Here is a 26,762-nt window from a genome sequence, read left to right as displayed (position 1 = left end):
TAAGGTCCGGCGTGGACTGATCTACTCGGGGGAGGGGCATGCCCACCTTCAGTCACGAAGACAAGAGGTCCGACGGCGTCCTGCGGCATCTCGCTCAGGCCGCCGACCACATCTCCGGCATCTGCTTCAAAACCGGTCCACCCCGGCGCATCGGCGTCGAATTGGAATGGACCGTCCATCGCTCCGACGCCCCGGCGGCCTACCTGGAAGCCGCCGACCTGCGCACAGCCCTCGGCACCCACGCACCATCCGCACTCGGCAATCCCCACTCCGGCGCAGTCCTACCCGGCGGTGGCGCGGTGACCGTCGAGCCCGGCGGCCAGCTCGAGATCTCCTCGGCGCCGGCCGGCTCCCTCACCGAATTGCACCAATCCCTCAGCGCCGACCAGGCGCACCTCACTGCCCTGCTGGCCCGCTCGGGCCTGGTCCTGGGTGACACCGGCCTCGATCCGTACCGGTCGCCCCGGCGCATGCTGCAGACCCCGCGATATGCCGCCATGCAGCGCAGTTTCGACGCCGCCGGCCGGCACGGCCGCACGATGATGTGCAGCACCGCCGGCATGCAGATCTGCCTCGACGCCGGCACCGAACGGCAACTGCCGCACCGCTGGGGCGCCCTGCACGAGATGGGGCCGGCGTTGCTGGCCGCGTTCGCCACCTCGGGCCGGCACGCCGGCCGCGACACCGGCTGGGCCTCGGCCCGGATGGCCACCTGGTACGGCATCGATCCCGGCCGCACCCGGCCGGTCAGCACCCCCGGCGACCTGGCCACCGGCTGGGCCGACTACGCCCTCGCCGCGCCGCTGCTGTGCGTGCGCCGGGGCGAGCAGTCCTGGGACGTGCCGGCCGGGGTCAGCTTCGCCGACTGGATCGACGGCGCGCTGGGCGATCCGCCGCGGGTGGACGACCTCGACTACCACCTGAGCACGCTGTTCCCGCCGGTCCGGCCGCGCGGCTACCTCGAGGTCCGCTACCTCGACACCCAGCCCGGCACCGAGTGGATCGCCCCGGCCGCGGTGGTGACGGCGCTGCTCGCCGACGACGCGACCACCGACGCGGCCCGCGCGGTCGCCGCCGCCACGGCCGGCGAGTGGGTGACCGCCGCCCGCGCCGGGCTGGCCGACCCCGCGATCCGGCGCACCGCCACCGACCTGCTGGATCTGGCCTGCCGCAACCTCGACAGCACCGGCCTGCCCCCCGCCGTGCGGGACGAGGTCACCGACATCGTCGACCGGCGCCTGGAGCGCGCCGGCACCCGGAAGGACGCACACCGATGACCCCGGATCTCCGCCTCGCCGTCGCCGCCGAGCTGGAGCGCGCCCGCGCCCGCACGGCCCTGCTGACCGACGCCGTGGACGACGCCGATCTCGTCCGGCAGCACTCGCCGCTGATGTCGCCGCTGGTCTGGGACCTGGCGCACGTCGGCAACCAGGAGGAGCTCTGGCTCGTCCGGGACGTCGGCGGCCGCGAGCCGGTGCGCCGCGACATCGACGAGCTCTATGACGCGTTCAAGCATCCGCGCGGCGACCGCCCGGCCCTGCCGCTGCTCGGCCCCGCCGAGGCCCGCGCCTACGTCGGGCAGGTCCGGGACAAGGCCCTCGACGTGCTGGACCGGGTGCGGCTGGACGAGGGCCGGCCGCTGCTCGCGGACGGGTTCGCCTTCGGCATGATCGTGCAGCACGAGCAGCAGCACGACGAGACGATGCTGGCCACCCACCAGTTGCGCACCGGCGCGCCGGTGCTGGCGGCGGATCCGCCGCCGCCGGCCCGGGTGGGCGTCTCCGGCGAGGTGCTGATCCCCGGCGGCCCGTTCGCGATGGGCACCGACACCGAGGCGTGGGCGCTGGACAACGAGCGGCCCGCGCACACCGTGCAGGTGCCCGCCTTCTTCATCGACGCCGCGCCGGTGACCAACGGCCGGTATGCGGAGTTCATCGCCGCGGGCGGCTACGACGATCCACGCTGGTGGAGCGAGCGGGGCTGGGCCCACCGCCAGCAGGCCGGCCTGACCGCGCCCCTGCACTGGCAACGCGACGGCGACGGCTGGGCGGCCACGGCGTTCGGGCGCACCGAGCGGATCGTGCCGGACCAGCCGGTGGTGCACGTCTGCTTCTTCGAGGCGGAGGCCTACGCCGCCTGGGCCGGACGCCGGCTGCCCACCGAGGCGGAGTGGGAGAAGGCCGCCCGCTTCGACCCGGCGTCCGGGCGGTCCCGGCGCTTCCCCTGGGGTGACGAGGACCCGGAGCCACGGCACGCCAACCTCGGCCAGCGCCACCTGTCGCCCGCCCCCGTCGGCGCCTACCCCGACGGCGCCTCGCCGCTGGGCGTGCACCAGCTCATCGGCGACGTGTGGGAGTGGACGAGTTCCGGCTTCCACCCCTACCCGGGCTTCGCCGTGTTCCCGTACGAGGAGTATTCGCAGGTGTTCTTCGGCGGCGACTACCGGGTGCTGCGGGGCGGCTCCTTCGGCACCGACCGGGCCGCCTGCCGCGGCACCTTCCGCAACTGGGACCACCCCGTGCGACGGCAGATCTTCAGCGGCTTCCGCTGTGCCCGCGACGCCGGGCCCGGCGTCGGCTGATGTGCCGCCATCTGGCCTACCTGGGTCCATCCCTGCCGCTGGCGCGGCTGCTGTTCGACGCGCCGCACGCCCTGGCCCAGCAGGCGTGGGCGCCGCGGGACATGCGCGGCGGCGGCACCATCAACGCCGACGGCTTCGGCGTGGCCTGGTATCCGGGCGACGGCGCCGACCCGGTGCGCTACCGCAGCGCGGCACCGCTCTGGTCGGACGCCGCGCTGCCGGCGCTCGCCGCGCACACCCGCTCGGGTGGCGTGCTCGCGGCGGTCCGCTCGGCCACGGTCGGCATGCCGGTGGTCGAGACCGCGGCGGCGCCGTTCGCCGAGGGGCCGTGGTTGTTCAGCCACAACGGGGTCGTCAAGGGCTGGCCCGACTCGGTGGCCGGGCCGGCCGCCCGGCTGCCGGTGCGTGACCTGCTGACCCTCGACGCCCCGACCGACGCGGCGCTGCTCTGGGCCCTGGTCCGCGACCGGCTGCGGGCCGGGGTGCCGGCCGCCAAGGCGCTGGCCGAGACGGTCACGGAGGTCTCGGCGGCCGCGCCCGGCTCCCGGCTCAACCTGCTGCTGACCGACGGACGGCAGATCGTCGCCAGCACGGCCGGCCATGCCCTCTCCGTCCGCGCGGACGCCGCGTCCGTGCTGGTCAGCTCCGAACCCATCGATCCCGGCCCGGCCTGGCAGGCCGTGCCGGACGGCCATCTGCTGGTCGCCACACCGTCCGGACTGGACATCACCGCCCTAGGGAGATCATGAGCGCGCTGGAGATCCATCTCGACGATCAGGACCTCGACCGTACGCTGCGCGGCGACGTGGCCGCCGGGCTGACCGCGACCCCGAAATCGCTGCCACCGAAGTGGTTCTACGACGCCCGGGGCAGCGAACTGTTCGAGGACATCACCCGGCTGCCGGAGTATTACCCGACCCGCACCGAACGCGCGATCCTCACCGGGCACGCCGCCGAGATCGCCCGGATCAGCGAGGCCAAGACCCTGGTCGAGCTCGGCTCCGGCTCCTCGGAGAAGACCGTCCTGCTGCTCGACGCGCTGCTCGCGCACGGCACGCTGGGCTCGTTCGTCCCGCTCGACGTGTCGGCCTCCGCGCTGGGCGAGGCCGTCGACCGGCTCGCCGTGCGCTACCCCGGGCTGTCCGTCCGGGGCGTGGTCGGCGACCTGACCCGGCACCTGGCGCACATCCCGGACGGCGACAGCCGGATGGTCGCGTTCCTCGGCGGCACCATCGGCAACCTGGTCCCCGCCGAGCGCGCCGAGTTCCTGACCCGGCTGCGGGCGGCGCTCCAGCCCGGCGAGTGGCTGCTGCTCGGCACCGACCTGGTCAAGGACCCGGCAGTGGTGGTGCCCGCGTACGACGACGCGGCCGGGGTCACCGCCGAGTTCAACCGCAACGTGCTGCGCGTGGTCAACAACCGGCTCGGGGCGGACTTCGACGTGGACGCCTTCGCCCACGTCGCGCTCTGGGACGCCGAGCACGAGTGGATCGAGATGCGGCTGCGGGCCACCTCGGCGCAGCGCGTGTCCATCCGCGATCTCGACCTGACCGTGGAGTTCGCCGCCGGGGAGGAGCTGCGCACCGAGATCTCGGCGAAGTTCCGCCGGGAGGGCCTGGCGGCCGAGTTGGCGGCGGCGCGCTTCGCCCTGCGGCACTTCTGGACCGACCCGGCGGACCTGTTCGCGGTCTCCATGGTGCAGGCGGTCTAATCCACGACGGCGCCGCACGTCATGTTGAGCGCGGCGCCGGTGATCGTGCGGGCCCAGTCCGAAGCGGCGAAGACCGCCACGTGACCGACGTCTTCGAGGGTCGCGGTGCGGCCGAGCAGGGTCCGCGCCGTCAGATCCGCCTCGATCGCGGCGCGGCCCGCGAAGGCGACCGGGATCGCCTCCGGCACGCCGCCGGTCCGCAGGGTGACGACCCGGATGCCGTGCGGGCCCAGCTCGGCGGCGAGCTGGCGGCGCATCGCCTCGATCGCCTCGAAACCGGTCAGCAGGCCGCCGAGCCGGTAACGGCGGGCCGCGGTGGGGTCGCCCGAGCCGCCGAAGGTCAGGATCACCCCGGAGCCCCGGGGCATCATGTGCCGGGCGGCGGCCCGGGCGGTCAGGAACTTCGAGCGTACGGAGGTGACGACCGGGCTCAGGTAGTCGTCGAGCGGCATGTCCACCATGGCCGTGCCCTGCACGTCGTGGTCGGCGATCAGGTTGACCGAGATGTCGATGCCACCCGCCGTGGCGGCCACGGCGTCGGCATGCGCGTCGACCGCGTCGGCGTCCAGCGCGTCGACCTCGGCGATCTCCGCGCCGATCGGGCCGGCCACGGCGGCGAGGGTGGCGCGGGTCCGGCCGGCGAGGAAGACCCGGGCGCCCTGGGCCGCGTACGCCCGGGCGATCGCGCCACCGATCGATCCGCCGCCGCCATAGATGATCGCGTTCCTGCCGTCGAGCAGCATGTGCCGTCTCCTTCTCGCCTCGGGTTGTCCCCTCTACAACCCGGCTCTCGTCGGAAACTCATCGCACTTCGCCGGGCAGGTCGAAGTCGCGCTGCAACCCGTCGGTGAGAAACGAGACCACCTCGGCGATGCTCGGGCCGTCCAGCCGCAGCACGTCGAGCCCGGCCCACACGTAGGCGCCCCGCTCCTCGTCCCACAGGTAGGTGCCGAAGGCGAGCTGCCCGTTCGCGTACGCGGGCCGCAGGCGCCACCGGTGCCGCAGCGGTCCGGCCAGTAGGAACTCCCGGATGGCGGCCCGGCCGCGATACCACTCGGACAGCGGCGGCATCGAGTACGTGGCCCCTTCGGTCAGCAGCGCCACGATCGCGTCGACGTCCGCAGCCTCCCACGCGGCCGCGTACCGGTCGGCCAGCTCTTTGATCTTGTCGTCGCCGGCCGGAACCGGATCGCCGAGCGCGGGCCGCCGCTCGGCCAGGGCGGCGCGGGCGCGCTGCAGGCCGCTGTTGACCGCCGCCACGGTGGTATCGAGCTGGGCGGCGACCTCGGCGGCGGAGAAGCCCAGCACCTCGCGCAGCAGCAACGCGGCCCGCTGCGGCCCGGAGAGGTGCTGCAGCGCGGCGACGAAGGCCAGCCCGATCCCTTCCCGTTGCTCCACGGTGGCCGCCGGCCCGAGCCGCCGGTCCGGAAACGGCTCCAGCCAGGCCACCTCGGTGAGCGGCGCGCCCGGGCTGAGGTCGGCGGGCAGCTCCCGGCGGGCCCGCTGCTCGATCAGGGTGAGGCAGCGGTTGGTGGCGATCCGATAGAGCCACGGCCGCAGGGCTCCGGCCCGGAACGTGTGCAGGCCGCGCCACGCCCGCACCAGCGATTCCTGCAGGGCGTCCTCGGCGTCGTGCAGCGAGCCGAGCATCCGGTAGCAGTGCGCCAGCAGCTCGGCGCGGTGCCCGCCGACCAGCCGCCCGAAGGCGTCGGCGTCGCCCGCGCGGGCGGCCGCGAGCAGGGCCGTCTGATCCATCCGACCATGGAAGCAGAGCCCACCGCGCGGCGGGCACCCGGCTCCCGGGGTGCTCGCGCTGGTCAGCCGGCGACGGCGAGCGCCTCGATCTCGACCCGGAACGCCGGGTGGACCAGGCCGCTGACCTGCACCAGGGAGCTGGCGGGCGGGCGCAGCGGGTCGATGAACTCGTCCCGGACGGACCGGAAATCGGCTAGGTCGCCCATGTTGGTGAGGAAGACGGTCAGCTTCACCACGTGCGCCAGGTCGGTGCCCGCGGCGGCGAGCGCGCCCCGCAGATTGTGGAAGACCTGCCGGGTCTGCGCCCGGGGGTCGTCGGCGCCGACCACCCGGCCGTCGGCGTCCAGGGGCACCTGACCGGAGACCACGACCATGGTGCCGGTGAACGAGACGGCGTGGCTGTACCCGTTGGTCGGCGGTAGCCCCGCCGGATTAACGTGGTGCTGCATGCCGGGCAGCGTAGCTATGGTGTCCGAATGTCGCGAATCTTCGGTGAGGTCGCTGCCCTGTATCTGGGGCTGCTCCGGACGTTCTCCACCTACCGGCAGCGCTCGCCGGCGGATCAGCGACTCGCGGTGGCCAACCTCGGCGCGGCGATCGACGGCTGGGGCGGCAGCCTGCGGCTGGACCTGCACACGGTTCTCGTCCTGGCCCGGGCCACCGCCTGGTGACCGCCCGCTCGACCTACCGTCGCGCCGAGGTGCGCGCTCGTCAGCGGGCCGGCAACCACGCCTGCCAGGTCGCGCGGTTCGCCTCCAGCCAGCGCTTCGCCGCGTCGTCGCGCGACAGCTTCTTGACCGTGATGTCCCGGGCGACCTCGTTCTGGTCGTCGTTGGTCCAGCGGAAGTTCTTGATCAGATCGGCCGCCGGGCTGCCCGAGTCGACGAACGCCTTGCGCGCGATCTTGTCAAGGTCGTACGGCTGGTAGTCGCAGGCCACGGTCTTCGGGTCGGCGTCGCAGCCGGGCTTGTAGATCGGCAGCGGGATGTGCACGAGCTCGATCTCGGAGAGCAGCCACTGCGGGGTGTAGAAGTAGCCGATCAGCGGCTTCTTCTCCGCCTCCGCCTTCTGGAACGCCGCGATGAGGGCGTCCTCGCTGCCGGCGTACACCACCGAGAAGTCGAGCTTGAGGTTTTTGATCAGCGAGGCGTCGTTGGTCACGAACGACGGGTCACCGCCGAGCAGCTGGCCCTTGCCGCCGGACTTGCTCGTCTTGAACGTGTCGGCGTATTCGTTGAGGTTCTTCCACTGCAGGATGTCCGGGTGTTCCTTGGCCATCCACGGCGGCACGTACCAGCCGATGACACCCTTGTTGCCGGTCAGGCCCTGCTCGACGGCGACCTTCTTGTCGTCGATATAGGTCTTCTTGAGGTCGTCGTGACCCCAGTTCTCCAGGATGGCGTCGACCTCGCCGCTGGCCAGGCCCTTCCACGACTCGTCCTCGGTGAGGTCCTTCTCCACCACGGTGCAGCCCAGCTCCTGCTTGAGCAGGTAGCTGACCACCGCGACGTTGGCGGCATAGCCCACCCACGGGTTGACCGCGATCGACACTGTGCCGCACGCGGTGCGCTCCACCCCGGGCGGGGCGGTGATCGCCTGGGACGAGTCCGCGCAGGCGGCCAGGGCCGCCACGCTCGCCAGGGCGACCACCCGCCGCAGCGTACGGGTGACGGTGGTGCTTGCTCGCATCGCTTTCCGTTTCTCTGTCGTCCGGGTGGTCACCACGTCGGCACCGGCCGTTCCCGGCTCAGCCGCTTGGTCAGGACCTCCTCGGTCAGCGCTACCAGGAGGTTCTTCACCGATTCCCGCCGGCGCGCGTCGCACTCCAGCACCGGCACGTTGTCGCCGATGCCCAGGGCCTCGCGGACCTCCTCGAGGTCGAAGCGCTGCGACAGGTCGAAGGTGTTAACCCCGATGAGGAACGGGATGTCATGTTCCTCGAAGTAGTCGATCGCCGGGAAGCAGTCCTCGATGCGCCGGGTGTCCAGCAGCACGATCGCGCCCAGCGCCCCGTCGACCAGGTCGTCCCAGAGGAAGGCGAACCGGTCCTGCCCGGGCGTGCCGAACAGATAGAGCAGCAGGGCGTCATCGAGGGTGATGCGGCCGAAGTCGAGGGCCACCGTGGTGGTGGTCTTGTTCGCGACCGCGGAGGTGTCGTCGATGCCGATCGACCGCTCGGTCATCTCGGCCTCGGTGACCAGCGGCTCGATCTCGGAGATCGCACCGACGAAGGTGGTCTTGCCGACGCCGAAGCCGCCGCTGATGACGATCTTGACAGCCACCGGCGGCAGCGGCGCCGGCTCACTAGAGCGCCCGAACACGATCCCTGATCCTTTCGATCAATGCGATGGGAAGCTCACCGAGCTGCTCCTCGATCCGCAGATAGCCGTCGGTCACCAGGTCGGCGACGATGACCCGGACCACGCCGAGCGGCACCCGCAGGGCCACCGACAGGTCCGCGATGGACATCGGCGCCTGACACAGCTCGACGATGCGCCGCGACTCGAAACGCAGCGGAGCCGACAGCGCGGCCGGGGCCGCGTGCAGCAACGTCTCGATGCGCAGCCCGTCGTGCAGCGGGCGGGTCCGGCCACCGGTCAGCATGAACGGACGGACGACCAGGTCGTCGCCCGGTTCCGGTGCGGCGTGCGCGGGCCCAGGCCCCGGCGACGGCTCCGACCACGAGGGCATGGCCGGCTCGGCGTACGGGATCATGCGGGGGTCCGGGCCCCACTCCCCCCGATGACTCATCGCGGCAGGTACTGGCGGGATTCGGAGATCAGCGCCGGGGTGAGCAGGGCGCCGAACCGCTCGGCCAGCAGGGATATCTCGTAGCCGACGAGACCCACGTCGCTGTCGCCGCCCGCGACGACACCCAGGCAGCTGCCGCCGGCGATGACCGAGACCAGCAGGAAGCCCCGCCGCATCTCGATCATGATGAGCTTCAGTCCGTCGAAGTCGTAGCGGCGGGAGGCGCTGCGCGCGACGCTGGCCAGGCTGGACACGATTGCCGCCAGATGGTCGGCCTCGGCCCGGCTCAGACCGTCGGAGCTGGCGATCAGCAGGCCGTCGGAGGATACCGCGACCGCGTCGCGGACCCCGTCGGTCTGGTGGACGAAGTTGCCTAGCAGCCAATTGAACTGGTGCCGGTCGGCAGACGTGTCAACGCTCATCGGAGCTTCTTTCGGCCTCGTTGCGGGGGGTGGGCAGGGGCGAGGGTCATAGCTGGTCGGTGGACTCGGTGCTGCCGCGCTGCATACCGCTGCGGAACGCGGTCAGCCGGGCGCGGACCTCGTCCGGTGAATCGCTGACCGGCGCCGGGCGTTCGGCGGTGCGGGTGGGGGCCGTACCGCCTGCCTTGCCCGGGCCGGAGTTCGCCGTCTTGCGGGCCTTCGGAGCCCGCTTCTTCAGGCCGTTGGGGGTGCGCTCGGATTCATCGGGTGGTGGCGCGAAAGAGTACATGTCCATCCCCATCGTCGAGGTGGTCATCGCGTCCTCGTACCGGGCCGTGGGTGAACCGGCTCCGACCGGCTCCACGTCCGCCGGCTGGCGGCGGACGGCCGGGCTGCCGGGCACGGTCACGTACTCAATCGTGCCAGGCCGGATGCGGCTGTCCAAGGCCGTCGGCTGCTCGGCGGACGGCAGGGTGAGGACCTGGGTGGCCGCCGGGTCCGACGCTTCGAGAGCGCGCGGGGAATCCACCGCCGGGAGCCGTTCCTCGTCGGCCGGCCGGGCGGGACGGCCCGAGCCGGTCACGGCCTGGTTACCGGCCACGATGGACGGCGGCAGCACGATCCGCGCCGTCACACCGGTCACCGGCGAGGGCGCCAGCTGCACATCGATGTCCATGTCGGTGGCGAGCCGGCCGACCACGTAGTGGCCGAGGAAGCGGGTCGGCGCGGTGATGAAGTCGCCCTCGCCGCGCAGCCGCTGATTGGCCAGTTCGAGATCCGCGCGGCCCATGCCGATGCCCTGGTCGGTGATGGCGATCAGGTAGCTGTCGCCGATCCGGCGGCCCTGGATCTCCACGTCCGCGTCCGGCGGCGAGAAGGCCAGGCCGTTCTCGACCAGCTCGGCGAGCATGTGCGCGACGCCGCTGACGACCGCGCCGGCGACCAGCGCGTCGTCGACCCGGCGCAGGGCGACGCGCCGGTATTCCTCGACCTCGGACACCGCGGCGCGGATGACGTCGGCGATCGGCAGCGGGTCCGACCACTGCCGCGGGCTGGCAGCGCCGACGAGGACCAGCAGGCTCTCCGCGTTCCGGCGCATGCGGGTGGCCAGGTGGTCGAGCTCGAAGAGGTTCGCCAGCCCGGTCGGGTCGGACTCCTCGCGCTCCAGGCTGGTGATGAAGCCGAGCTGGCGGCGCAGCAGGTTCTGGTTGCGGCGGCCGAGGTTGGCCAGCGACTCGGTGGTGCTGCGCCGCAGCATCGCCTGCTCGGTGGCCAGCGAGTAGGCGGTGGCCTGCACCCGGTCCAGCGCGTCGGCGACCCGCCGGACCTCGTCGCTGGCGCCGGGTGGCACGGGGACGGTCAGCGGCGGAGCGTCGTCGTCACCGCTGATCGCCTTGCGGACCGCCTCGGGCAGCCGCTCGCCGGCCAGCCGGTTGGCCTCGTCGGCCAGGGTGGCCAGCGGCGCGGCGATCGAGCGCGACGCCACCGTGGCCAGGTAGACCGAGCCGATGAAGCAGATGATCACGGCGCCGACCAGCAGGCCCATCCGCCGGGTGGCGGCATCCTGCAGGACGGCGGCCCGGGCCTGGATGACGGAGCCGACGTGCTGCTGCAGCTGCAGCATGTCGTCCAGGACCGTGGTCAGGGCCGACCACCAGGACTGCGGGTTGACCTGCAGGTTGCGGCCGTCGCCGGCGTTGAGCGCCACGTTTTCGAAGTAGCTGGCGACCTGCGCGGCGCCGGTGCTCAGCACGTAGTCCTTGGCCTTGCGCTGGGTCTCGTCCGCATAGCGGGTGAACGACGCGAGCGCCGCGTCCTTCGCCGAGCGCATCGTGGCGAACTGCAGGAACTCGCCGCGGTTGAAGCCGCTGGCCGAGAACACGCCGTTGAGGAAGGCCCGCTCCTGCGCGGTGCTCTCCTTGGCGTCGCCGAGGGCTTCCAGCGCGGCGACACCGCGCCGCAGGGCCGGGTCGGCGGAGCTGTCCAGGCCATAGTCGACGCTGCTCAATTCGGCGATGCGCCCGGTATAGAAGGTGAAGGTGGGTGCGCGGTCGGCGGCTCCGGCGTCGGTGCCGGCGCGGACGCCGGCCAGGCCGTCAAGCTCGCTGACCGCGGTGGCGACCCGGTCCTGGGCGACGCCGCCGGAGGAGATCAGATCCTCCACCTTGGCCCGCTGGTCGTCGACCCGCTTGCGGGCCGGTGCGAGCTCGGCTCGGAAGCCGACGTTGCCGCCGAGCAGGCCGGCGGTGAGACCACGCTCGGTCTGCAGTTCCTGCACGAGGTCCTGGACCGCGAGGACGAGGGTGACGGCGCGCGCGGAGGCAGCAGCCGTGCGGTAGTTGCCGACCTCGGTGACCGTGATGACGCCCAGCAGCACGAGGACCGCGACGACGGGCAGCGTCAGCGTGCGGACGACACGGCGGCGGATCGAGCTGCCGCCGGCTCCCGGAGCGGGCGCCGCGGCAACGGCGGCGGACTCGGGCGGGTAGGCAGCGGAATTGTTGGTGTCGGTGATATCGGCGTCGTGGCGGGCCTGCCGCGGACGGGGGATCTTCACGGACGTACCGCCCCTGGAGCGACGCAGCCGGCAGTGCGGCCGGGTCCAGACCGTCTGCCGATGGCGATCGGGTCTACGACCGGACAACTCCGTGCGGACACGCGATCTCTCCTTCGTCGGGTGGCGGCTGTCTCTGTCTGCCGCTGAACGGGGATTCCAAGTTGTATCAAGATCAGCTTCTGGACCGGTGGGTAGATCGGATCATCATTGGACGGCATAAGGGTCCCGCAAGAAGGTTGCAATCAGATTTCAATTGTCCAGAGGGCGTCGCGAGTGAGCACAGCATGGCACTCGCGACACCCATCGGACAGCCCGCCTGTCAGCTGGTGGCAGGGATCCAGGGCTTCCAGGTGGCTTCGTGTTCGTTGACCCACTTCTCGCCGGCGGCCTCGGCACTCATGCCCTGGTTGGTGATGTAGTCCGAGACCAGGTTCTGGTCGTCATTGGTCCACTGGAAGTTCTTCACCAGCTGGTATGCGGCACCGCCGGTGTCGGCGAACTTCTTACTGGCGATCTTGTCCAGAACGTAGTCGGGGTAGTCACAGGCGACCTTCTTCGGGTCGGCGTCACACCCGGCCGTGTACGCGGGCAGCTTCACCCGGGCGTACTTCTCCTTGGCGAACAGCCACTGCGGCTCGTAGAAGTAGAACAGCAGCGGCTTCGTCTGCGCGGTGGCCTGCTGCGCCGCCTTGATGATCGCGGCCTCACTGCCGGAATACACGACCTTGTAATTAAGTTTCAGGTTTGCCACCAGGGCGACGTCATTGGTGACGAACGACGGGTCGCCGGCGAGGAACTGGCCCTTGTCTCCGGACTCGGAGGTCTTGAACAGGGCCGCGTACTTGTTCAGGTTCTTGCCGTCGGTGATGTCGGGATACTTGTCGGCCATCCACTGTGGCACGTACCAGCCGATCGTGCCCTTGTTGCCGGTGGGGCCGACCTCGACCGCGACCTTCTTGTCGGTGATGTAGGTCTTCTTCAGGTCGTCGTGGCCCCAGTTCTCCACGATGGCGTCGACCTCACCGGTCTCGAAGCCCTGCCAGGCGATCTCTTCCTTGAGATTCTTCTTGTCCACCGTGTAGCCGAGCTTCTTCTCCAGCAGGTAGGCGAGCACGGCGGCGTTCGCCTCGTAACCCACCCACGGGTTGATGGCGAGCTTCACCGTGCCCTTCGAACCCGCCGCCGGTTCATCGCTACCGGCATCGGATTTCGCGCCACTACAACCGGCCACGGCCAGGCTCAACGCCGCGGCCACCGCGGTGAGCCGGATCAACTTCGCGTGTCTCATCAAGGGCTTCCTTCCGGATGGTGCTTGCCGCCGGGCGGCGGCAGAGGGGAGTACGGAAATCAGGTCGCCGGCTTTCGCAGGCGCTCGTTGTCGGCGCGCCGGCCCGCGCCCTGGGTGAGCCGGTCGAGCAGGACCCCGAGCAACACGATCGCGAAGCCCGCCGCCAGGCCCTTGCCGAAGTCCTCACGCTGGGCGAACCCGGCGACCACGTCATAGCCCAGCGCGCCGGCGCCCACCAGGCCACCGACCACGACCATCGCCAGCACCATCACGATGCCCTGGTTCGCCGCCAGCAGCAGACCCCGCCGTGCCATCGGCAACTGCACCTTCCACAGCAACTGCCGCGGCGTCGAACCCGCCGATTCCGCCGCTTCCACCACCGTCGGCGGCACGTCCCGCAATCCCCGCTCGACGAGGCGCACCACCGGCGGCACCGCATAGATCACCGCCGCCACGATCGCGGTGAACCGCGACGCACCGAACAAGGCCACCGCCGGCAGCAGATACACAAACGACGGCATCGTCTGCGCCGCGTCCAGCACCGGACGCAGCACCCGCGCGAACCGGTCGTGTCGCGCGGCCAGCACGCCCAACAACACGCCGAACAGCATCGTGGCGACGGTCGCGACCAGCACGGTCGCCAGCGTCTGCATGGTGTGCTGCCACAGACCCAGCCCCGCCAGCCCGGCCACGGCGAGCCCGGCGATCGCGGCGGCCCGCGGCCCGCTGCTCAGCGTGCCGAAGATCAGGACGGCCAGCAGGAAGAGCCACCACGGCGTCGTGGTCAGCACGGTCTCGATGGGGTCGAGCAGGCCGGCGCTGATGCCGTTCTTCACGGCCTCGGTGGCGTCGTACCAGTGGAACTCGACCCACTTGGTCACCTCGTTGACCGGTGCGGCGAACGAGGCCCGCCACCCGGGCGGGAACTCCGTGCCCCACGACGACATCCGGCCCAGCACGGTCACCACCACGACGGCGACCAGCGCCGCGAGCGGACCGGCGGCCCGCAGCCGGACGGATCGATGGGTGGTCGGCGCGGCCCGGAGCGCCGCGTGGGTGGTGATCCGGTCGAGGACGACGGCCAGCACCACGATCGCCAGCCCAGCGTCGAAGGCCGCGCCGACGTTGACCCGCTCCAGGGACTGCACGATGGTCTCGCCCAGGCCGGGCGCGTCGATCAGCGCGGTGATCACCACCATCGCCAGGGCCATCATGATCGCCTGGTTGACGGCCAGCATGATGGTGGGCCGGGCCAGCGGCAGGCGGACCTTGGCGAGCAACTGCCAGCGGGTCGAGCCGAGCGCGGTGGCGGCCTCCACCGTGGACTTCGGGACCTCGCTGATGCCGAGCGCGGTGATCCGGATCGCCGGCGGGATCGCGTAGATCAGCGTGGCGATCGTGGCGGCCGGCGAGCCGATCAGGAAGAGCAGCGTCATCGGGGCCAGGTAGGCGAAGGTCGGCATGATCTGCATGACGTCGAGCACCGGCCGCAGCACCGCACCGACCGCCGGCACCCGGGCGGCGAGCACGCCGAGCGGAATGCCGATCAGCACCGCGAGCAGCACGGCGGACAGCGTCAGGACCAGCGTGTCGACGCTCTCGTCCCACAGGCCCAGCACGCCGAAGCTGAGGAAACCGGCCACCGCCAGCAGCCCGACCCGCCAGCCGGCGACGACCGCCCCGATCGCACCGGCAGCGGCCACCAGGCCGGCCCAGCCCAGCCCGGACAAGGCACCGTGCACCGCGTCGACCAGCAGGTCGACGCCGAGGCGCAGGTAGTTGAAGCCGTAGAGGAACAGCGGGCTGGTGTCGCGGTTGTTGTCGACCCAGTCCCGCAGATCGCCGAAGAACCGGAACGCCCAGGCGTTGTCATCGTCGGCGGGGGCCGAGGTCCGCACGGCCAGGTACACCCCGGCGGTGACCAGGGCGAGCAGCAGGATCGCCAGGCGCCGCCGGGACTGCGACCGGCGCGGCCGGGGCGCCGGCGGGTCCTCGCCGGGACCGGTCGCTCCGACCGGGACGGCTATGTCGGTGACGGCGGTGCTCATGCCGGCACCGGGGGCCGATGGCCGATCAGGGCCGGCAGCAGTCGCTCGGCGTCGACGACACCGATCCGCTCGTCGCCGTCGACGACCGGGATGGGGTGGGCGGCGCGCAGCACCCGCTCGACGGTGTCCCGGATGACCGTCCCGGCCGACAACGGCTGATCCTCCAGCACCTCGCCGGGCTCCGCCGCGCGCACGATCCAGCGCAGGGTCAGCACGTCAGCGCGGGGCACCTCGCGGACGAAGTCGGCCACGTAGTCGTCCGCCGGGGCACCGACCAGCTCTTCCGGGGTGCCGACCTGCACCAGGGCGCCGTCGCGCATGACCGCGATCCGGTCGCCGAGGCTGAGGGCCTCGGCCAGGTCGTGGGTGATGAACACCAAGGTCTTACCCACCTCGGCGTGCAGGCGGCGAACCTCGGCCTGCATGTCCCGGCGGATCAACGGGTCCAGCGCGCTGAACGGCTCGTCGAACAACAGCACCGCCGGGTCGGTGGCCAGGGCGCGGGCCAGCCCGACGCGCTGCTGCATGCCGCCGGACAGCTGATCGGGATACTGATGTTCGTGACCGTCGAGACCGACCAGGGACAGCACCTCGGCGGCGCGGCGGTGCCGGTCGGTCTTGCTCATGCCCTGGATCTCCAGGCCGTAGGCGATGTTGTCGACCACCTGGCGGTGCGGCAGCAGACCGAAGTGCTGGAACACCATCGCCACGCCGTGCCGGCGCAACTCGCGCAGCCGTTTCGGGCTCATCGCCCGTACCGGCTCGCCGTTGATGTGCACCTCACCGCTGGTGGGCTCGATCAGCCGGGTCAGGCACCGCACCAGCGTCGACTTGCCGCTGCCGGACAGGCCCATCACGACGAACACCTCGCCCTGCTGCACCTCGAAGCTCACGTCACGCACCGCGGCCAGGCAGCCTGTCTTGGCCCGCAACTCCACCCGCGACAGGTCGGCCAGTGGCGTGCCGACGACCTTGCCGGCCTTCGGGCCGAAGACCTTCCAGAGCCGGTCGACGGCGATGGTCGGTGGTGGGCTGGATTCGCTGGTGTCCGTCATGTGGGGTCCTCGGGGTGGCGGCGAAGGAACGATCGGCTCAGTCGGACGACAACGTCCCCGCGATCAGGTCGGCGGCACGTTCGCCGATCATCAGGACGGTTACGACCGGGTTGACCGAGGTCATGGTCGGGAAGATCGACGCGTCCGCGATCCGTACGTTGCTCAGCCCACGCAGACGCAGTTCCGGATCGACCACGGCAGTGGGGTCGTCGGCGGCGCCCATCCGGCACGTACCGGCCGGATGATAGACGGTGTGGTGCGCGGCCCGCCCGTACGCCGACAGTTCCTCGTCGGTCTGCAGCGCGGGCCCGGGCGCGATCTCCCGGGCGATCCACGACTTGAACGGCTCGGTCGCCGCGACCCGCCGGGCGATCCGCAATCCGTCGACGATGGTCTGCTCGTCGTAGCCGTCGGGGTCGGTGAAGTAGCCGAAGTCCAGCGCCGGCTTCACCCGCGGGTCGGCGCTGGTCAGCCACAACCGGCCCGAACCGCGCGGGCGGGGGATGTTCGGCGTCATCCCGAAGCCGTGCTCGGGCACGTCGTAGCCGAGCCGCTCGGTATTGGTGGTGAACGGGATCTGATAGAGATGGAACATCAGATCCGGCCGCGGATCGCCCTCGTCGCGGCGCACGAAGAGGCCGGCGTCGGAATCCATCGCGGTCTCCGGCGGCACCGGCCGCGCGGCCTCCCAGAGAATCAGCGACTCGGGATGATCCAGCAGATGCTCGCCCACCCCCGGCAGGTCCACGGCGACGGGAATGCCCAGCCCGCGAAGTTGTTCGGCGGGCCCGATCCCCGACAACAGCAGCAGCCGCGGTGTGTCGATGGCACCGGCGGACAGCACGTATTCCTGGCCCGCCGTCAGAATGCTCTCGACGCCGTTCTTGTCCCGGACGCGTACCCCGGTGACCTGCCCGGCGGCGGAGTCCAGGCGATAGGCCCAGGTATCGGTCAGAACCGTCAGGTTCGGCCGGTCCAGAATCGGGTGCAGATAGGCCACCGACGACGAGGAACGGACGCCCGTCTCCGGGTAATAGGCCACCGGGAAGAAGCCAGTGCCGTCGGCGAACGGCTCGGCGTTGAAGTCCTCCCGCACCGGCACACCCAGCGCCGTATGACAGGAGGCGACGAACGCCTCGGTCAGCGCGTTGCGATCCTTCTTCGCGACCGGCTGGATCTGGACGGCCAGGCGCCGCCACAGCGGCAGCATCTCCTCGTACGACCAGCCGGTCGCACCGGCCGCCACCCAGTCGGCGAAGTCCCGGGGCGGCGGCAGGAAGCTGATCATCGTGTTGTGCGACGAGCACCCGCCCAGCACCTTCGCCCGGGAATGCCGGATGTGCGAATTGCCGCGGGGCTGCTCCACGGTCGGATAGTCGTAGTCGAACTCGGTCTCGAGCAGGCTCAGCCAGTTCTTGAGCCGCAGCACCCGGTCGTCGCCGACGTCCGACGGGCCGCCCTCGACCAGACAGACCCGTACCGTGGGATCAGCCGACAACCGCGACGCCACGACCGCGCCGGCCGTGCCACCGCCGACCACGACCACGTCGAAATCCTGTGTTGCCGAGGTTTCCAGTTCCCTGCTCCTGCCGCTCACTAGCTGTGGATCACCGATCCACGGGTATCGACGGCTGAACAAACGACAGGGCCGCCGAACCGCCGCCATAGGGTGGGGGTGGGGGGCCACAGTGGTCAATGCCGACGACAGAGTTTTACCAGAGCGCAACGAGTGTTTCGATGCGTAACACTACTGAATCAGCCTCGCAAACCAGCATTGACCTGCGCCTGCACCGGCGGGAACGGGGCTTCGCGCGGGGGCCGGGCCCCGCCGACCTCACACAGCCTGTGATGTCGACGACAACACAGAGCGTCCGGTCGCCGTCGCTCCGAGGCCTGTCGTTGCGGCGGGCCGTGCCCGCCCGGCGCCCTCCCCCCGGACCGGTGGACAGAAGCATCGGTAAAAAGCTTCTTTCAGGTGACGCTGCTGCCGTTCAGCCTAATCCGTTAGGGAAGAAGCCCGGAAAATCGCGTATCGCGGCCCAGAATTGTGCCTGCGAATTTACCGCGAAAATCCCTTCTGGCGGGTCCGGGCCGGCTACCTGACTTGATATCCGCCGACGCGCCTGATAGCCGCCAGATGTCCCAGGCGGCGGCCATAGCCCCAGGTGCAGGCGATGCCGAAGCGCCTCGATCCTTCACGTTGCCGTCAGCCGTTGGGATTAGCCCGGTCGGCGGGAACGGGCGGTATCGCCGTATCGGATAGGACAAACGGAAGCACTATCGCCGGACTGTCCCGAATGAGCCATCTTGGTCGCAGCGCCGGAACGCCACTGGGCTCGGCGCCACACCGATCCAACGAGCAAGTCGAACGTCGACCAACCGTTCCAGGAGGAATACCCATGCGCAAGATCACCAAGCGTTCCGCCGCCATCGCGGTCGCCGCAGTCGTCGCCGTCGGGGCCACCGGCGCAGCGTGGGCAGCCTGGTCCATCAGCGGTTCGGGCAAAGCCAGCGCGAAGGCCGGAACCGTGGTGCCGCTCACAGTGACCGGCGACCCGGTCGTCGATGCCCTGGTACCCGGCAGCAAGAGCAGCGTGACGTTCAAGGTCAAGAACGACAACAAGTTCCCGGTGACCATCCAAACCATCAAGTACAGCGACTTCACCTCATCGGCACCCGCCTGCGCCAAGAGCATCGAGCAGGTTGAGAAAGCCGACCTGCCGGACGGCCTCGTCGTCGCTGCCGAGACGGAGAAGACCTACACCTACGCCCAGTCTTTGAAGCTGGTCGACGACCCTTCCAATGCTTGTCAGGGCAAGGACTTCGGCTTCACGGTGACCGTCAACGCCACAAGCTGATGGTCAACGGCGGGGAGGCGCGACAGCCTTCCCGCCGCCGTTCGACGGCGTCCGACTCCGCCTGCCAGGGAGCCACCTTCCATGTGCCGATCACGGCCGTCGGCCGAAGTGCCTGAGGCCTCGCTTGTCACCATCTTCAGAAAGGCAGCAGACCTGTGTGTCGGTGGCGGATCTTGGTCGCGGTCGCAACCGTTGTGGGATGCGCGGTGGCGCTCGGCGCCGCCGAGCGATCCACCGGCGTCTCGGCGCAGGAGATGGTGCTGACGATGTCGGGCGAGGGGTCGCGCGGCTCCGGGCACTACGCGTTCACCATCAGCGGGATCACACCGAAGGACCTCTTCCCCGGCGCGACCAGGAAAATCGAGCTGACCTTCGCCAACCCGTCGACCGCCGCGCTGCGGATCAACCGGGTGCGCGGGCGGCTGACCGCCACCTCCAGGACGGGTTGCCGGCCGGTGGCGTCGAATCTGACGATCAAGGATTACCACGGCCGGCTCCCCGTCCTGGTACGGCCGCTGAGCCGGAAGACCGCCGGTTCGCTGACGATCTTCATGCCGCGCTCGGTCGCCAACGCCTGTCAGGGTGCGACGTTCGACATTCTTCTCACTGGCGATGCGACCAAGGCGGCCCGATGAGGCCTCGATACCGCGGATTGATCGTTACGGCCGGGGTGGTCGCCACCGTCGCCGCCGGCGGTGGCCTCACCGCATGGGCCGGCTGGTCCGCGGGGGGAAGTAGCGCCGTCACGACCGCACGATCGGGTCGGGTGCCCACGATGGCGCCACCGCGGGCCGAGATCTCGGGGAAATCCCCCAAGATCGAGTGGGACGCTGTCCGGCTCTCGGCCGAGGTGCCCGTCGACCGGTACGTCGTGATCCGGATCCAGGGCTCGGCGCGCGAAGAGGTGTGCAGGACCGGCGGAAAGTCGTGCCACGACGCCGGCGCGCCCGCCGGCGGCACATTGACCTACGTCGTCCATGCCACGAAGGGCGCCCACTGGGTGGGCGAGGACAGCAAGCCGAGTAACGCGGTCGTCGTGCCGGGTCCGAAGACCCTCTCGACGCAGACGAACGAGGTCTCCGCGGTTACCCGGCCTGCCCCGGGCTCCAAGATCGCGTCCACCCCGGCGGGAACGGCGAACCAGGGCGCCGATCCCGCCGACGACGTTCCCGGTGCTCCGGACCCGAAGCCGGCCGGGGAGTCCGCGCCCATGGTCGTCCCCGAACCGAGCATGTCGTCCTCGGCCGCTCCCGACGGCACCGGTTCTGGTTCCGGCTCCGGCTCCGGCTCCGGCTCCGGCTCCGGCTCCGGCTCCGGAGTGAACTCGACGGCTCCACCGCTCGGCACGGATTAGCTTCCCGAGCTCCCGTGGCCCTCGGCGTCCTTCATGGCGCCGGGGGCCACGTGCTTTTCCCGGCCGTGTCGATGCGGGCGCCGCATTGCCGCCCGGTGCGCGATGGCGACCGGACAGGTACGTACCCATAGAGATGTCACGGCCGAGCCACAGGTCGCACCCGCACCTGCTGGATATGTGCAGACTTAGGCACAGACGTACCATTTACAGTGATCATTGGCATGCCAAAAATGTGCTAGCTTCCCGCCGCGAGGCATTCACGAATCACACTGCGTGAATGCCTTGTACTCATTCGTCGAATTTGCCGAATCCGCAGGGGATCCCATGACCACAGCCACATTTGCGCGCGTGCGCACCCTTGAGTCACCCTGGCGGGGGGTCCTCGCCGTGTCGCTCACGCTGGCCGTGCTGCTTCCGACGGTGTTTCTCGGAGCGATGCGCGCCTCGGCGGCCACCGCCAACCCGAACGCGAAGTACCTGCAGGTCTACGACAACAACGTAGAAAATCTCCTCACCGCCGCCGAGACCTGTGCCGGCGACTGGCAGGACCTGATCCACTACATGGTCTCCCAGGCTAACGCTCCGGATCTGTTCCTCGTCCAGCAGGTCGACGAAGCCAAGCTGATTACGCTGGTCGCCAAGATGGAGGATCTGCTTGGCCTCGACTACGCATGGATCATCTCCAACCGGCTGGCCGGCGACACGATCGAAAAGTGCAACGGCGAGAAGCAGGTCCAGCGCAACGCGATCATCTATCGCACGGGCCGGCTCGCCCCGGTCTCCGGCTTCACGGTGTCCTGGCAGTCCAAGCACGAGGTTGGTGGCTCCTGCGTGCTCAACAACCAGGACCGCACCGTAGGCATCCGGATGACCTTCAACGACAGGCTCAACACCGGCAAGACGGTGACCGCGGCATCGTTGCACTGGGCCACCGGCGCCAGCGACGGCCCGCCGTGCGCGGAGATCAACGCGACCGAGGCCGCCGCACAGGTCGCCGCGCCCGGCAGCAGCCTGACGATCATGGCCGGAGACACGAACGTCACCGACCTGAACGCGAGCAACGGCTGGCGCCCCTGGTATTCGAAGATCAACGGAGACCTCGGCGGCTCACTGGGCTACCGGGACGTGATCTACGACAACTGCCGAGAGGACACCGACGGCTCGGCGAGCGCCATCAAAGCGTGCCTGCCGTGGACCCTGGTGGACACCGACCGGCGCATCGACTTCATGTTCGGCAGGTTGTCCGGCGGGAGGCTCCCCTTCATCGGCTCGGAACACACCATCACGTTCAACGAGGGCGACGCTGCCGACCAGGCTCAGACCGGCAGCGACAATGCCAGCCTCAACTATTCCGAACATCGCGCGGTCATGGCCCGGATCCACTACAACACCACCAACACCTGATCGCCTGAGGCGCGCGGCTCGACGGCGCCGGCCAGCGGGGACGACGGGGTGACTCCCTGGATGCGCCCCGGGCCGGCGCCGCCGGGTCGGCCACCATCGCCGGGCGACGGGATGGCCGACATCAAACGAGAAAGTCGCAGGCCCCGGTGTCGAACCGGGCCGGTCGCCCTTATGAGGGGCGAATGAGCAGCCAACGCTCCGCCTGCGGTTGCAGGGGTGGGATTTGAACCCACGACCTCAGGCCTATGAAACCTGCGAGCACTCCGAGCTGCTCCACCCTGCGCGTGCGCCGCCGGGGAATCGAACCCCGAACCCTCCGCTTAAGAGGCGGATGCTCTACCTGTTGAGCTAGCGGCACTCGTCTTACTGCGTTCTGCTTTCCTGCGGCCTTTCGAGGGCAAGAAAAAACCGCCCTCCCCGGCCGGGATGGGCGGCACACTGACCGATATGTCAGCGGCGTTGCCAGCCCGTCCCGGGGCGCTTCATCCGGTCACCATCCATGGTGCGGAACATGTCGAACCCCCTTCGGCCGGACGCTTCGTGCGGTGTGCTTCTCACAGTAAAGACCACCGCCGAAACGCTCAACGCATTTAGCTCGGCGGCGAGCAAAGCCCCGCGCGACGCCAGCCTCAGTCCCTGGGCCATCGGCCGGATCACCGCAGCCGCCCTCGTGATCCTGCACATCGAGCACGGCCGCACCACCTGACAAGACTGGCCACCGGACGCCGACGGGCGTTGCTCGGAAGGCCTCAGTGACGGTCGCCGGTTTGATATGTCGGGATTCCGGTGCTGTCGGGTGTCCTTCCTGAGTGGCACGTCCGCCGCTCCGGACGTGAGTCCCGCTCCCGGGTTGTTTCGCGTTTCCGCGTACCCCCTGCGGGTTAAGCCGGACAGACTCTCCTGCCCGATTTATGCGCCGGGAACGGCGGACGGATCACCGATCACGCCGCGACCGCTTTTCCGGGAACGTGGTAACCGCACACACCCGCACCGATTCGCCCCTCGCACCATCGCAGGAGGATGCTCCGAATGCGCAAGCTCAGCAGACGGTTTGCCGGCGCTCCGACAGCCACTCTTCACAGGTTCGGCGCCGCCCAGGTGAATCCGTGAACCGCGACGGGCTGACCAGGCGCGACATGCTCAGCCAGCGCGACGGGGGCCCGGCGGGCGGCACCGCGCCCAGCGGCCACCCCGGGACGCCGAAAGGCTTCGACGACGAGGAAAAGGTCATTCCGCTGCGGCTGGGCGACAACCCGGCCCTCCCCGACGACCCAGCCATCGAGGAACCCACCGGAGATGTGACCGTCGTCGCTCCGCGGCGTCGTTTCCCGGGTCGGCTGAACGCGCGCACCCGGTCGATTCTCACCGCGGCCGCCGTGGCCGCCGTGCTCGTCAATGCCGGCGCGGTCTGGGCCTACTGGCACATCACCGGCTCGGAGACCGGCCGGGAGCATGCCGGCGCCGTCGTCGAGATGAACCTGCGCGGCCGGTCGAATCTGAACAAACCGCTCACCCCGGGCAGTACCGGCGACCTGACGGTGACGGTGACCAACGACAACAACTTCCCGATCAGGATCACCTCGGTGTCACCGGGCGCGGGCAACATCGTGGCCGACGACGAGCACCGGGAGAACGGCTGCGTGGATCACGGCGTGGTGGTCAGGTCACCGTCGGTCGAAGTGCGCTGGGACGTGGACCGCAACAGAGTGGGGGCCTTCACCGTGCCGAACGGGCTGGCGATGGCCGGGACCTCCGGCCCGGCCTGCGCGGGCGCGGTCTTCACCGTGCCTGTGCTGGTGAACGGGGTGGCGGGGATCAGCTGACCGGGGCTGCGGGGTCACGGCGGCGGCGACGGTGAACCGCCGCCTCCGCCGCACCTGATGACCACCCGGGCCAGGGCCCGGTCGGCGCACCGCCGGTAACAGAGCGTGGGCTGGCGGTACGCCGGAGTGAAATCCTAGCGCCGATTCGCGACTTTTACGCGCGCAGCCGGTCAACGTTGCGCAGCGTGCGCGTCGCGGCCGGGTGCCGCTCGATCAACGGCACCGGGGGCAGGGGCGGCAGCGAGCTTCCGGTGACCGTGTCGAAGAGATGGGCGCGGGCGCGCTCGATCGCCACGTCGTTGAGCTGCTGGTCCAGGGAGGCCTTGCCGATGCCCTCGGCCATCACCCGGGAGGTCGCCTCCGCATACCGGCGCATGTCCTTGAGGCCCTGCTCGTAGCCGATCGCCGCCTCGTGCTCGTGGCCGCGCGCCTGGCGGGCTTCCTCGCGCTCGTACGCGTTGCCGTGCGAGACGAACTTGAGCCCGACCGCCGCGCAGTCGAGGGCGACGAGCAGCAGGGCGATGCCCAGGTAGAAGGCGCCGATGCCCCAGAAGTCACTGGTCACCAGATGCCACATGGCCTTGGTGCGGGCACCGAAGCCGGCGTCCGCCCGGATCGCCTCCGCGTTGGCCGTACGCTGCTCGGCGATCTTGTCCGTGAGGTCCGCCGATTCGACGGCGCGCGCGGTCCGGGCGGCCTTCTGGGTGTCCTGCAGGCGCGCGGCCTGCGCGTCCAGCCGGGCGGCCTGATCGTCCAGCCCTCGGGAACGCTTGACCAGGGTGTCGCAGTAGCCGCCGTCCGGGCAGCCCGCCTTGCGCGAGACACCGTCGCCCGCCGAGTCCGCGATGGCCTGTTGGTAGAGCTTGCGGGCGTCGCGGCGCTTCTCCGCGGCCCGGGTGTTCAGCGCCCGCACGGCCTGGTCCTCGGCCGCCGTCTGCTTCTTCAGCACCTGCAGCCGGGCATCGTACGCGGCGATCGCCCCGCTCACCTCGACCACGCTGATCTGCTGGTTGTGCACGTCGTTGAGCCGGTTGTCGATCTCGCCCTGGTACCGCGCCAGCATCAGCGGCTCGGTGATGATCACGGCGAACAGCAGGGCCAGCGTGATCCGGCCCGCGTACAGGCCGAAGGTGGGGCGGCGCAGCAGATCCTTGGGGTCGGGCGAGTCCAGGCGCTCGTAGTTGATCGCCACCCGGCCGACCACCGCCCGGTCGTACGCCACCACCCCGGTCGCGACCAGCGGCCCGACCAGCCACTGCCACCAGGGATGGGTGTAGTTCGCGCTGGCGTCGACGAAGGCGGCGCCGCCCACGGTCGCGTAGGCGAAGTACAGCAGGATGAAGACGCCGATCGAGCTGTACAGCACCCGGTCGGAGTGGGTCGTCACGCTGTCCGGGTTCACGTTGGCGATCCGGAGCAGCAAGCGACGACGCATGCAGCCGAGTCTCGCCCATCACAGCGGCCCGCGCCGGGAAACGGGTGGATCGCACCGGACCCATGGGTAAGCCTGAGCACACGGAATTCGGACAATCACGAGGAGCAGCATGGCTTCCGCTGTACCAGACATCACTCTGAACGACGGCCGTACCATTCCCCAGCTCGGCTTCGGCGTCTTCCAGGTGCCGCCGGCCGAGACCCAGGCGGCGGTCGAGACCGCGATCGAAATCGGCTACCGGCACATCGACACCGCCCAGATGTACGGCAACGAGCACGGCGTCGGCGCGGCCGTCGCCGCGTCGGGCCTGGGCCGGGACGAGTTCTTTCTGACCAGCAAGCTGAACAACGGCGCGCACCTGCCGGACGACGCGCGGCGCGAGTTCGACGCCACGCTCAAGGCCCTGGGCAGCGACTACGTGGACCTCTTCCTGATCCACTGGCCGCTGCCGGGTCGCTACGACGGCGACTTCAGCCAGACCTGGCGCACGCTCGAGGAGTTCTACCGCGACGGGCGAGCCCGTTCCATCGGCGTCTCCAACTTCACCCAGCATCACCTGGGCCGGCTGCGCGCCGAGACCACGGTCCGGCCGGCGGTGAACCAGATCGAGATCCACCCGTACCTACCCAACGAGGACCTGCGCGCCTACAACACCGAGAACGAGATCGCGAACGAGGCATACTCGCCGATCGCGCAGGGCGCGGTGCTCGGCGACCCGGCGATCGTGGAGATCGCCCGCCAGGTCGGCCGGACCCCGGCCCAGGTGGTGCTGCGCTGGCACATTCAGCGCGGCGACATCATCTTCCCGAAATCCAACACCACCGACCGGGTACGGGAGAACTTCGAGATCTTCGACTTCGAGCTCGACGGCGGCGCGATGGGCACCATCACCGCGCTGGACCGGGGCGAACGGGGGCGCACCGGCGCCAACCCCGACACGATGAACTGGGTGCCGAAGAACTGACCCGGCTCTGCTCCTTGAGCTCCGCTACTTGAGGGCCGTGGGCTCGGTGATCGTCACGCGGACGAGGACCGAGGCCTGCACGGTCTGCTGCTGGGGGTCGACCTCGAGCGCGAGGTCCTCCTCCGGCGCGGCTTCGAACTTCATCATCCGCATCATCGGCTGCACGCCGCCGTCGGTGCCCTCGTCGGCGATCTCGACCAGCCGGTCCACCTGCGCGCCTACGGCCTCGGCGTACTCCCGGGCCCGGGAAAGCGCGTCAGTGATGGCCGCCCGCCGCACGTCCGCGCCCGCCCGGCTGCCCGGCCGCAACTGCCACCAGGGCCCGGCGACCGTGGTCTGATCCTGGTTGGCCAGGCGCAACAGCAGCTCACCGAGCACCGAGAAGTCGGTGACCGTCACCGTGGTCGTGACGCTGCCGGCGTAGGCGGCGATCCGCTCGCCTCCCCGCTTGAGCTCCGGGTGCACCTGCACGCCGGTGGTCTCGCGCCGCTCGATCGCATCGGGAAAATCGTCGAGATGGGTACGCAGCGCGGCGGCCCGCTCGGTCAGCCGGGTCAGCGCGGTCTGCCTGTCCTTGTCGCGGGAGGACACGGTCACCGAGAAGACCGCCAGCTCGGGCGGCACCTCCCGGGTCGCGGCACCGCGGACGACGATCATCGGTTGCTCGGCCATGCCCAGACGCTAGCGGGTGCACCCGCCCGTCGCACCCGGCACAGCCCGCCAGGCGGGTGCGAAGAGGTGAAGCCGGCGGGCCTC

26 protein-coding genes and 2 tRNA genes are annotated in these 26,762 nt (G+C 70.3%); 12 read left to right on the top strand and 16 right to left on the bottom strand.

Annotated elements, in window-relative coordinates:
- Positions 1–38: 38 nt before the first annotated feature.
- The 4 genes from egtA to egtD are packed head-to-tail and all read left to right on the top strand — an operon-like array spanning position 39 to position 4,292.
- Positions 39–1,277, top strand: coding sequence for an ergothioneine biosynthesis glutamate--cysteine ligase EgtA (egtA, locus tag DMB66_RS14800; protein ID WP_125804650.1), 1,239 nt, complete (start codon positions 39–41; stop codon positions 1,275–1,277).
- Positions 1,274–2,581: an ergothioneine biosynthesis protein EgtB gene (gene egtB / locus DMB66_RS14795; protein ID WP_125804649.1), complete on the top strand. Its 1,308-nt coding sequence runs from the start codon at positions 1,274–1,276 to the stop codon at positions 2,579–2,581. The genes egtA and egtB overlap by 4 nt, the downstream gene beginning before the upstream one ends.
- Positions 2,581–3,330 carry an ergothioneine biosynthesis protein EgtC gene (gene egtC, locus DMB66_RS14790; RefSeq protein WP_125804648.1) on the top strand — a complete coding sequence of 250 codons (750 nt, stop codon included), beginning with the start codon at positions 2,581–2,583 and terminating at the stop codon, positions 3,328–3,330. Before egtB ends, egtC begins: the two co-directional genes overlap by 1 nt.
- The gene (gene egtD, locus DMB66_RS14785; protein WP_125804647.1) at positions 3,327–4,292 is read left to right on the top strand and encodes an L-histidine N(alpha)-methyltransferase; all 966 of its coding nucleotides are present in this window, start codon (positions 3,327–3,329) and stop codon (positions 4,290–4,292) included. The genes egtC and egtD overlap by 4 nt, the downstream gene beginning before the upstream one ends.
- Here the strand turns inward: egtD and DMB66_RS14780 are convergent.
- The 3 genes from DMB66_RS14780 to DMB66_RS14770 all read right to left on the bottom strand — a co-directional run bounded on the left by DMB66_RS14780 (position 4,289) and on the right by DMB66_RS14770 (position 6,496).
- The gene (locus DMB66_RS14780; protein ID WP_125804646.1) at positions 4,289–5,035 is read right to left on the bottom strand and encodes an SDR family oxidoreductase; all 747 of its coding nucleotides are present in this window, start codon (positions 5,033–5,035) and stop codon (positions 4,289–4,291) included. The genes egtD and DMB66_RS14780 overlap by 4 nt on opposite strands.
- Positions 5,036–5,093: 58 nt before the next feature.
- Positions 5,094–6,047, bottom strand: coding sequence for an RNA polymerase subunit sigma-70 (locus tag DMB66_RS14775; protein ID WP_125804645.1), 954 nt, complete (start codon positions 6,045–6,047; stop codon positions 5,094–5,096).
- 62 nt (positions 6,048–6,109) lie between these two features.
- Positions 6,110–6,496, bottom strand: a complete 387-nt coding sequence (locus DMB66_RS14770; RefSeq protein WP_199752358.1) for a RidA family protein — start codon at positions 6,494–6,496, stop codon at positions 6,110–6,112.
- Positions 6,497–6,523: 27 nt separating this feature from the next.
- Here DMB66_RS14770 and DMB66_RS62560 point away from each other — a divergent pair, with 27 nt between their 5' ends.
- A complete protein-coding gene (locus tag DMB66_RS62560; RefSeq protein WP_199752356.1) occupies positions 6,524–6,718 on the top strand; it encodes a hypothetical protein in 195 nt (64 codons plus the stop codon).
- Between the two features lie 40 nt (positions 6,719–6,758).
- Here the strand turns inward: DMB66_RS62560 and DMB66_RS14765 are convergent, their stop codons facing one another.
- The 9 genes from DMB66_RS14765 to DMB66_RS14725 all read right to left on the bottom strand — a co-directional run bounded on the left by DMB66_RS14765 (position 6,759) and on the right by DMB66_RS14725 (position 17,714).
- Positions 6,759–7,736: an ABC transporter substrate-binding protein gene (locus tag DMB66_RS14765; protein WP_125804644.1), complete on the bottom strand. Its 978-nt coding sequence runs from the start codon at positions 7,734–7,736 to the stop codon at positions 6,759–6,761.
- 29 nt (positions 7,737–7,765) lie between these two features.
- A complete protein-coding gene (locus DMB66_RS14760; RefSeq protein ID WP_199752362.1) occupies positions 7,766–8,371 on the bottom strand; it encodes an ATP/GTP-binding protein in 606 nt (201 codons plus the stop codon).
- On the bottom strand, positions 8,352–8,798 hold the full coding sequence (locus DMB66_RS14755) for a DUF742 domain-containing protein (protein ID WP_125804642.1): 447 nt from the start codon (positions 8,796–8,798) through the stop codon (positions 8,352–8,354). The genes DMB66_RS14760 and DMB66_RS14755 overlap by 20 nt, the downstream gene beginning before the upstream one ends.
- Entirely contained in the window at positions 8,795–9,220 is a 426-nt protein-coding gene (locus DMB66_RS14750; RefSeq protein WP_125804641.1) for a roadblock/LC7 domain-containing protein, read from the bottom strand. Before DMB66_RS14750 ends, DMB66_RS14755 begins: the two co-directional genes overlap by 4 nt.
- 46 nt (positions 9,221–9,266) lie before the next feature.
- Entirely contained in the window at positions 9,267–11,777 is a 2,511-nt protein-coding gene (locus DMB66_RS14745; protein WP_233624561.1) for a nitrate- and nitrite sensing domain-containing protein, read from the bottom strand.
- A 319-nt stretch (positions 11,778–12,096) separates the two neighbouring features.
- Positions 12,097–13,065, bottom strand: a complete 969-nt coding sequence (locus DMB66_RS14740; protein WP_125804640.1) for an ABC transporter substrate-binding protein — start codon at positions 13,063–13,065, stop codon at positions 12,097–12,099.
- A 59-nt stretch (positions 13,066–13,124) separates the two neighbouring features.
- The gene (locus DMB66_RS14735) at positions 13,125–15,113 is read right to left on the bottom strand and encodes a proline/glycine betaine ABC transporter permease (protein WP_125804639.1); all 1,989 of its coding nucleotides are present in this window, start codon (positions 15,111–15,113) and stop codon (positions 13,125–13,127) included.
- Positions 15,110–16,168, bottom strand: a complete 1,059-nt coding sequence (locus DMB66_RS14730) for a glycine betaine/L-proline ABC transporter ATP-binding protein (protein ID WP_125804638.1) — start codon at positions 16,166–16,168, stop codon at positions 15,110–15,112. The genes DMB66_RS14735 and DMB66_RS14730 overlap by 4 nt, the downstream gene beginning before the upstream one ends.
- A 37-nt stretch (positions 16,169–16,205) precedes the next feature.
- Entirely contained in the window at positions 16,206–17,714 is a 1,509-nt protein-coding gene (locus DMB66_RS14725) for a GMC family oxidoreductase (RefSeq protein WP_199752354.1), read from the bottom strand.
- An 853-nt stretch (positions 17,715–18,567) separates the two neighbouring features.
- On the opposite strand from DMB66_RS14725, the gene DMB66_RS14720 reads away from it, so the two are divergent.
- From DMB66_RS14720 to DMB66_RS14705, 4 genes are all read left to right on the top strand, one after another.
- Positions 18,568–19,026, top strand: coding sequence for a hypothetical protein (locus DMB66_RS14720; RefSeq protein WP_125804636.1), 459 nt, complete (start codon positions 18,568–18,570; stop codon positions 19,024–19,026).
- Between the two features lie 206 nt (positions 19,027–19,232).
- Entirely contained in the window at positions 19,233–19,661 is a 429-nt protein-coding gene (locus tag DMB66_RS14715) for a hypothetical protein (RefSeq protein WP_125804635.1), read from the top strand.
- Positions 19,658–20,380 (top strand): hypothetical protein, encoded by a 723-nt coding sequence (locus DMB66_RS62555; protein ID WP_199752352.1) that lies wholly within the window; start codon positions 19,658–19,660, stop codon positions 20,378–20,380. The genes DMB66_RS14715 and DMB66_RS62555 overlap by 4 nt, the downstream gene beginning before the upstream one ends.
- A 216-nt stretch (positions 20,381–20,596) precedes the next feature.
- Positions 20,597–21,784 (top strand): hypothetical protein, encoded by a 1,188-nt coding sequence (locus tag DMB66_RS14705; RefSeq protein ID WP_125804634.1) that lies wholly within the window; start codon positions 20,597–20,599, stop codon positions 21,782–21,784.
- 208 nt (positions 21,785–21,992) lie between these two features.
- Here the strand turns inward: DMB66_RS14705 and DMB66_RS14700 are convergent.
- Positions 21,993–22,067, bottom strand: a tRNA-Met gene (locus DMB66_RS14700).
- Positions 22,068–22,069: 2 nt separating this feature from the next.
- A tRNA-Lys gene (locus tag DMB66_RS14695) sits at positions 22,070–22,142 on the bottom strand.
- A gap of 153 nt (positions 22,143–22,295) precedes the next feature.
- Here DMB66_RS14695 and DMB66_RS65865 point away from each other — a divergent pair.
- Both DMB66_RS65865 and DMB66_RS14685 read left to right on the top strand, forming a co-directional pair.
- Positions 22,296–22,490 (top strand): hypothetical protein, encoded by a 195-nt coding sequence (locus DMB66_RS65865; protein WP_199752350.1) that lies wholly within the window; start codon positions 22,296–22,298, stop codon positions 22,488–22,490.
- A gap of 400 nt (positions 22,491–22,890) precedes the next feature.
- On the top strand, positions 22,891–23,607 hold the full coding sequence (locus tag DMB66_RS14685; protein ID WP_233624560.1) for a hypothetical protein: 717 nt from the start codon (positions 22,891–22,893) through the stop codon (positions 23,605–23,607).
- Between the two features lie 154 nt (positions 23,608–23,761).
- Here DMB66_RS14685 and DMB66_RS14680 read toward each other — a convergent pair whose 3' ends face one another.
- Positions 23,762–25,042, bottom strand: coding sequence for a DUF4407 domain-containing protein (locus tag DMB66_RS14680; protein WP_125804633.1), 1,281 nt, complete (start codon positions 25,040–25,042; stop codon positions 23,762–23,764).
- Positions 25,043–25,151: 109 nt separating this feature from the next.
- Between DMB66_RS14680 and DMB66_RS14675 the strand changes: the two genes are divergently transcribed.
- Positions 25,152–26,006 (top strand): aldo/keto reductase, encoded by an 855-nt coding sequence (locus DMB66_RS14675; RefSeq protein ID WP_125804632.1) that lies wholly within the window; start codon positions 25,152–25,154, stop codon positions 26,004–26,006.
- 24 nt (positions 26,007–26,030) lie between these two features.
- Here DMB66_RS14675 and DMB66_RS14670 read toward each other — a convergent pair whose 3' ends face one another.
- A complete protein-coding gene (locus tag DMB66_RS14670) occupies positions 26,031–26,678 on the bottom strand; it encodes an SIMPL domain-containing protein (protein ID WP_125804631.1) in 648 nt (215 codons plus the stop codon).
- Between the last annotated feature and the right edge of the window lie 84 nt (positions 26,679–26,762).

Source organism: Actinoplanes sp. ATCC 53533, assembly GCF_003947245.1.
The sequence above is the reverse complement of the archived record's forward strand: the minus strand, read 5'-3'. Positions and strand labels throughout refer to the sequence as shown.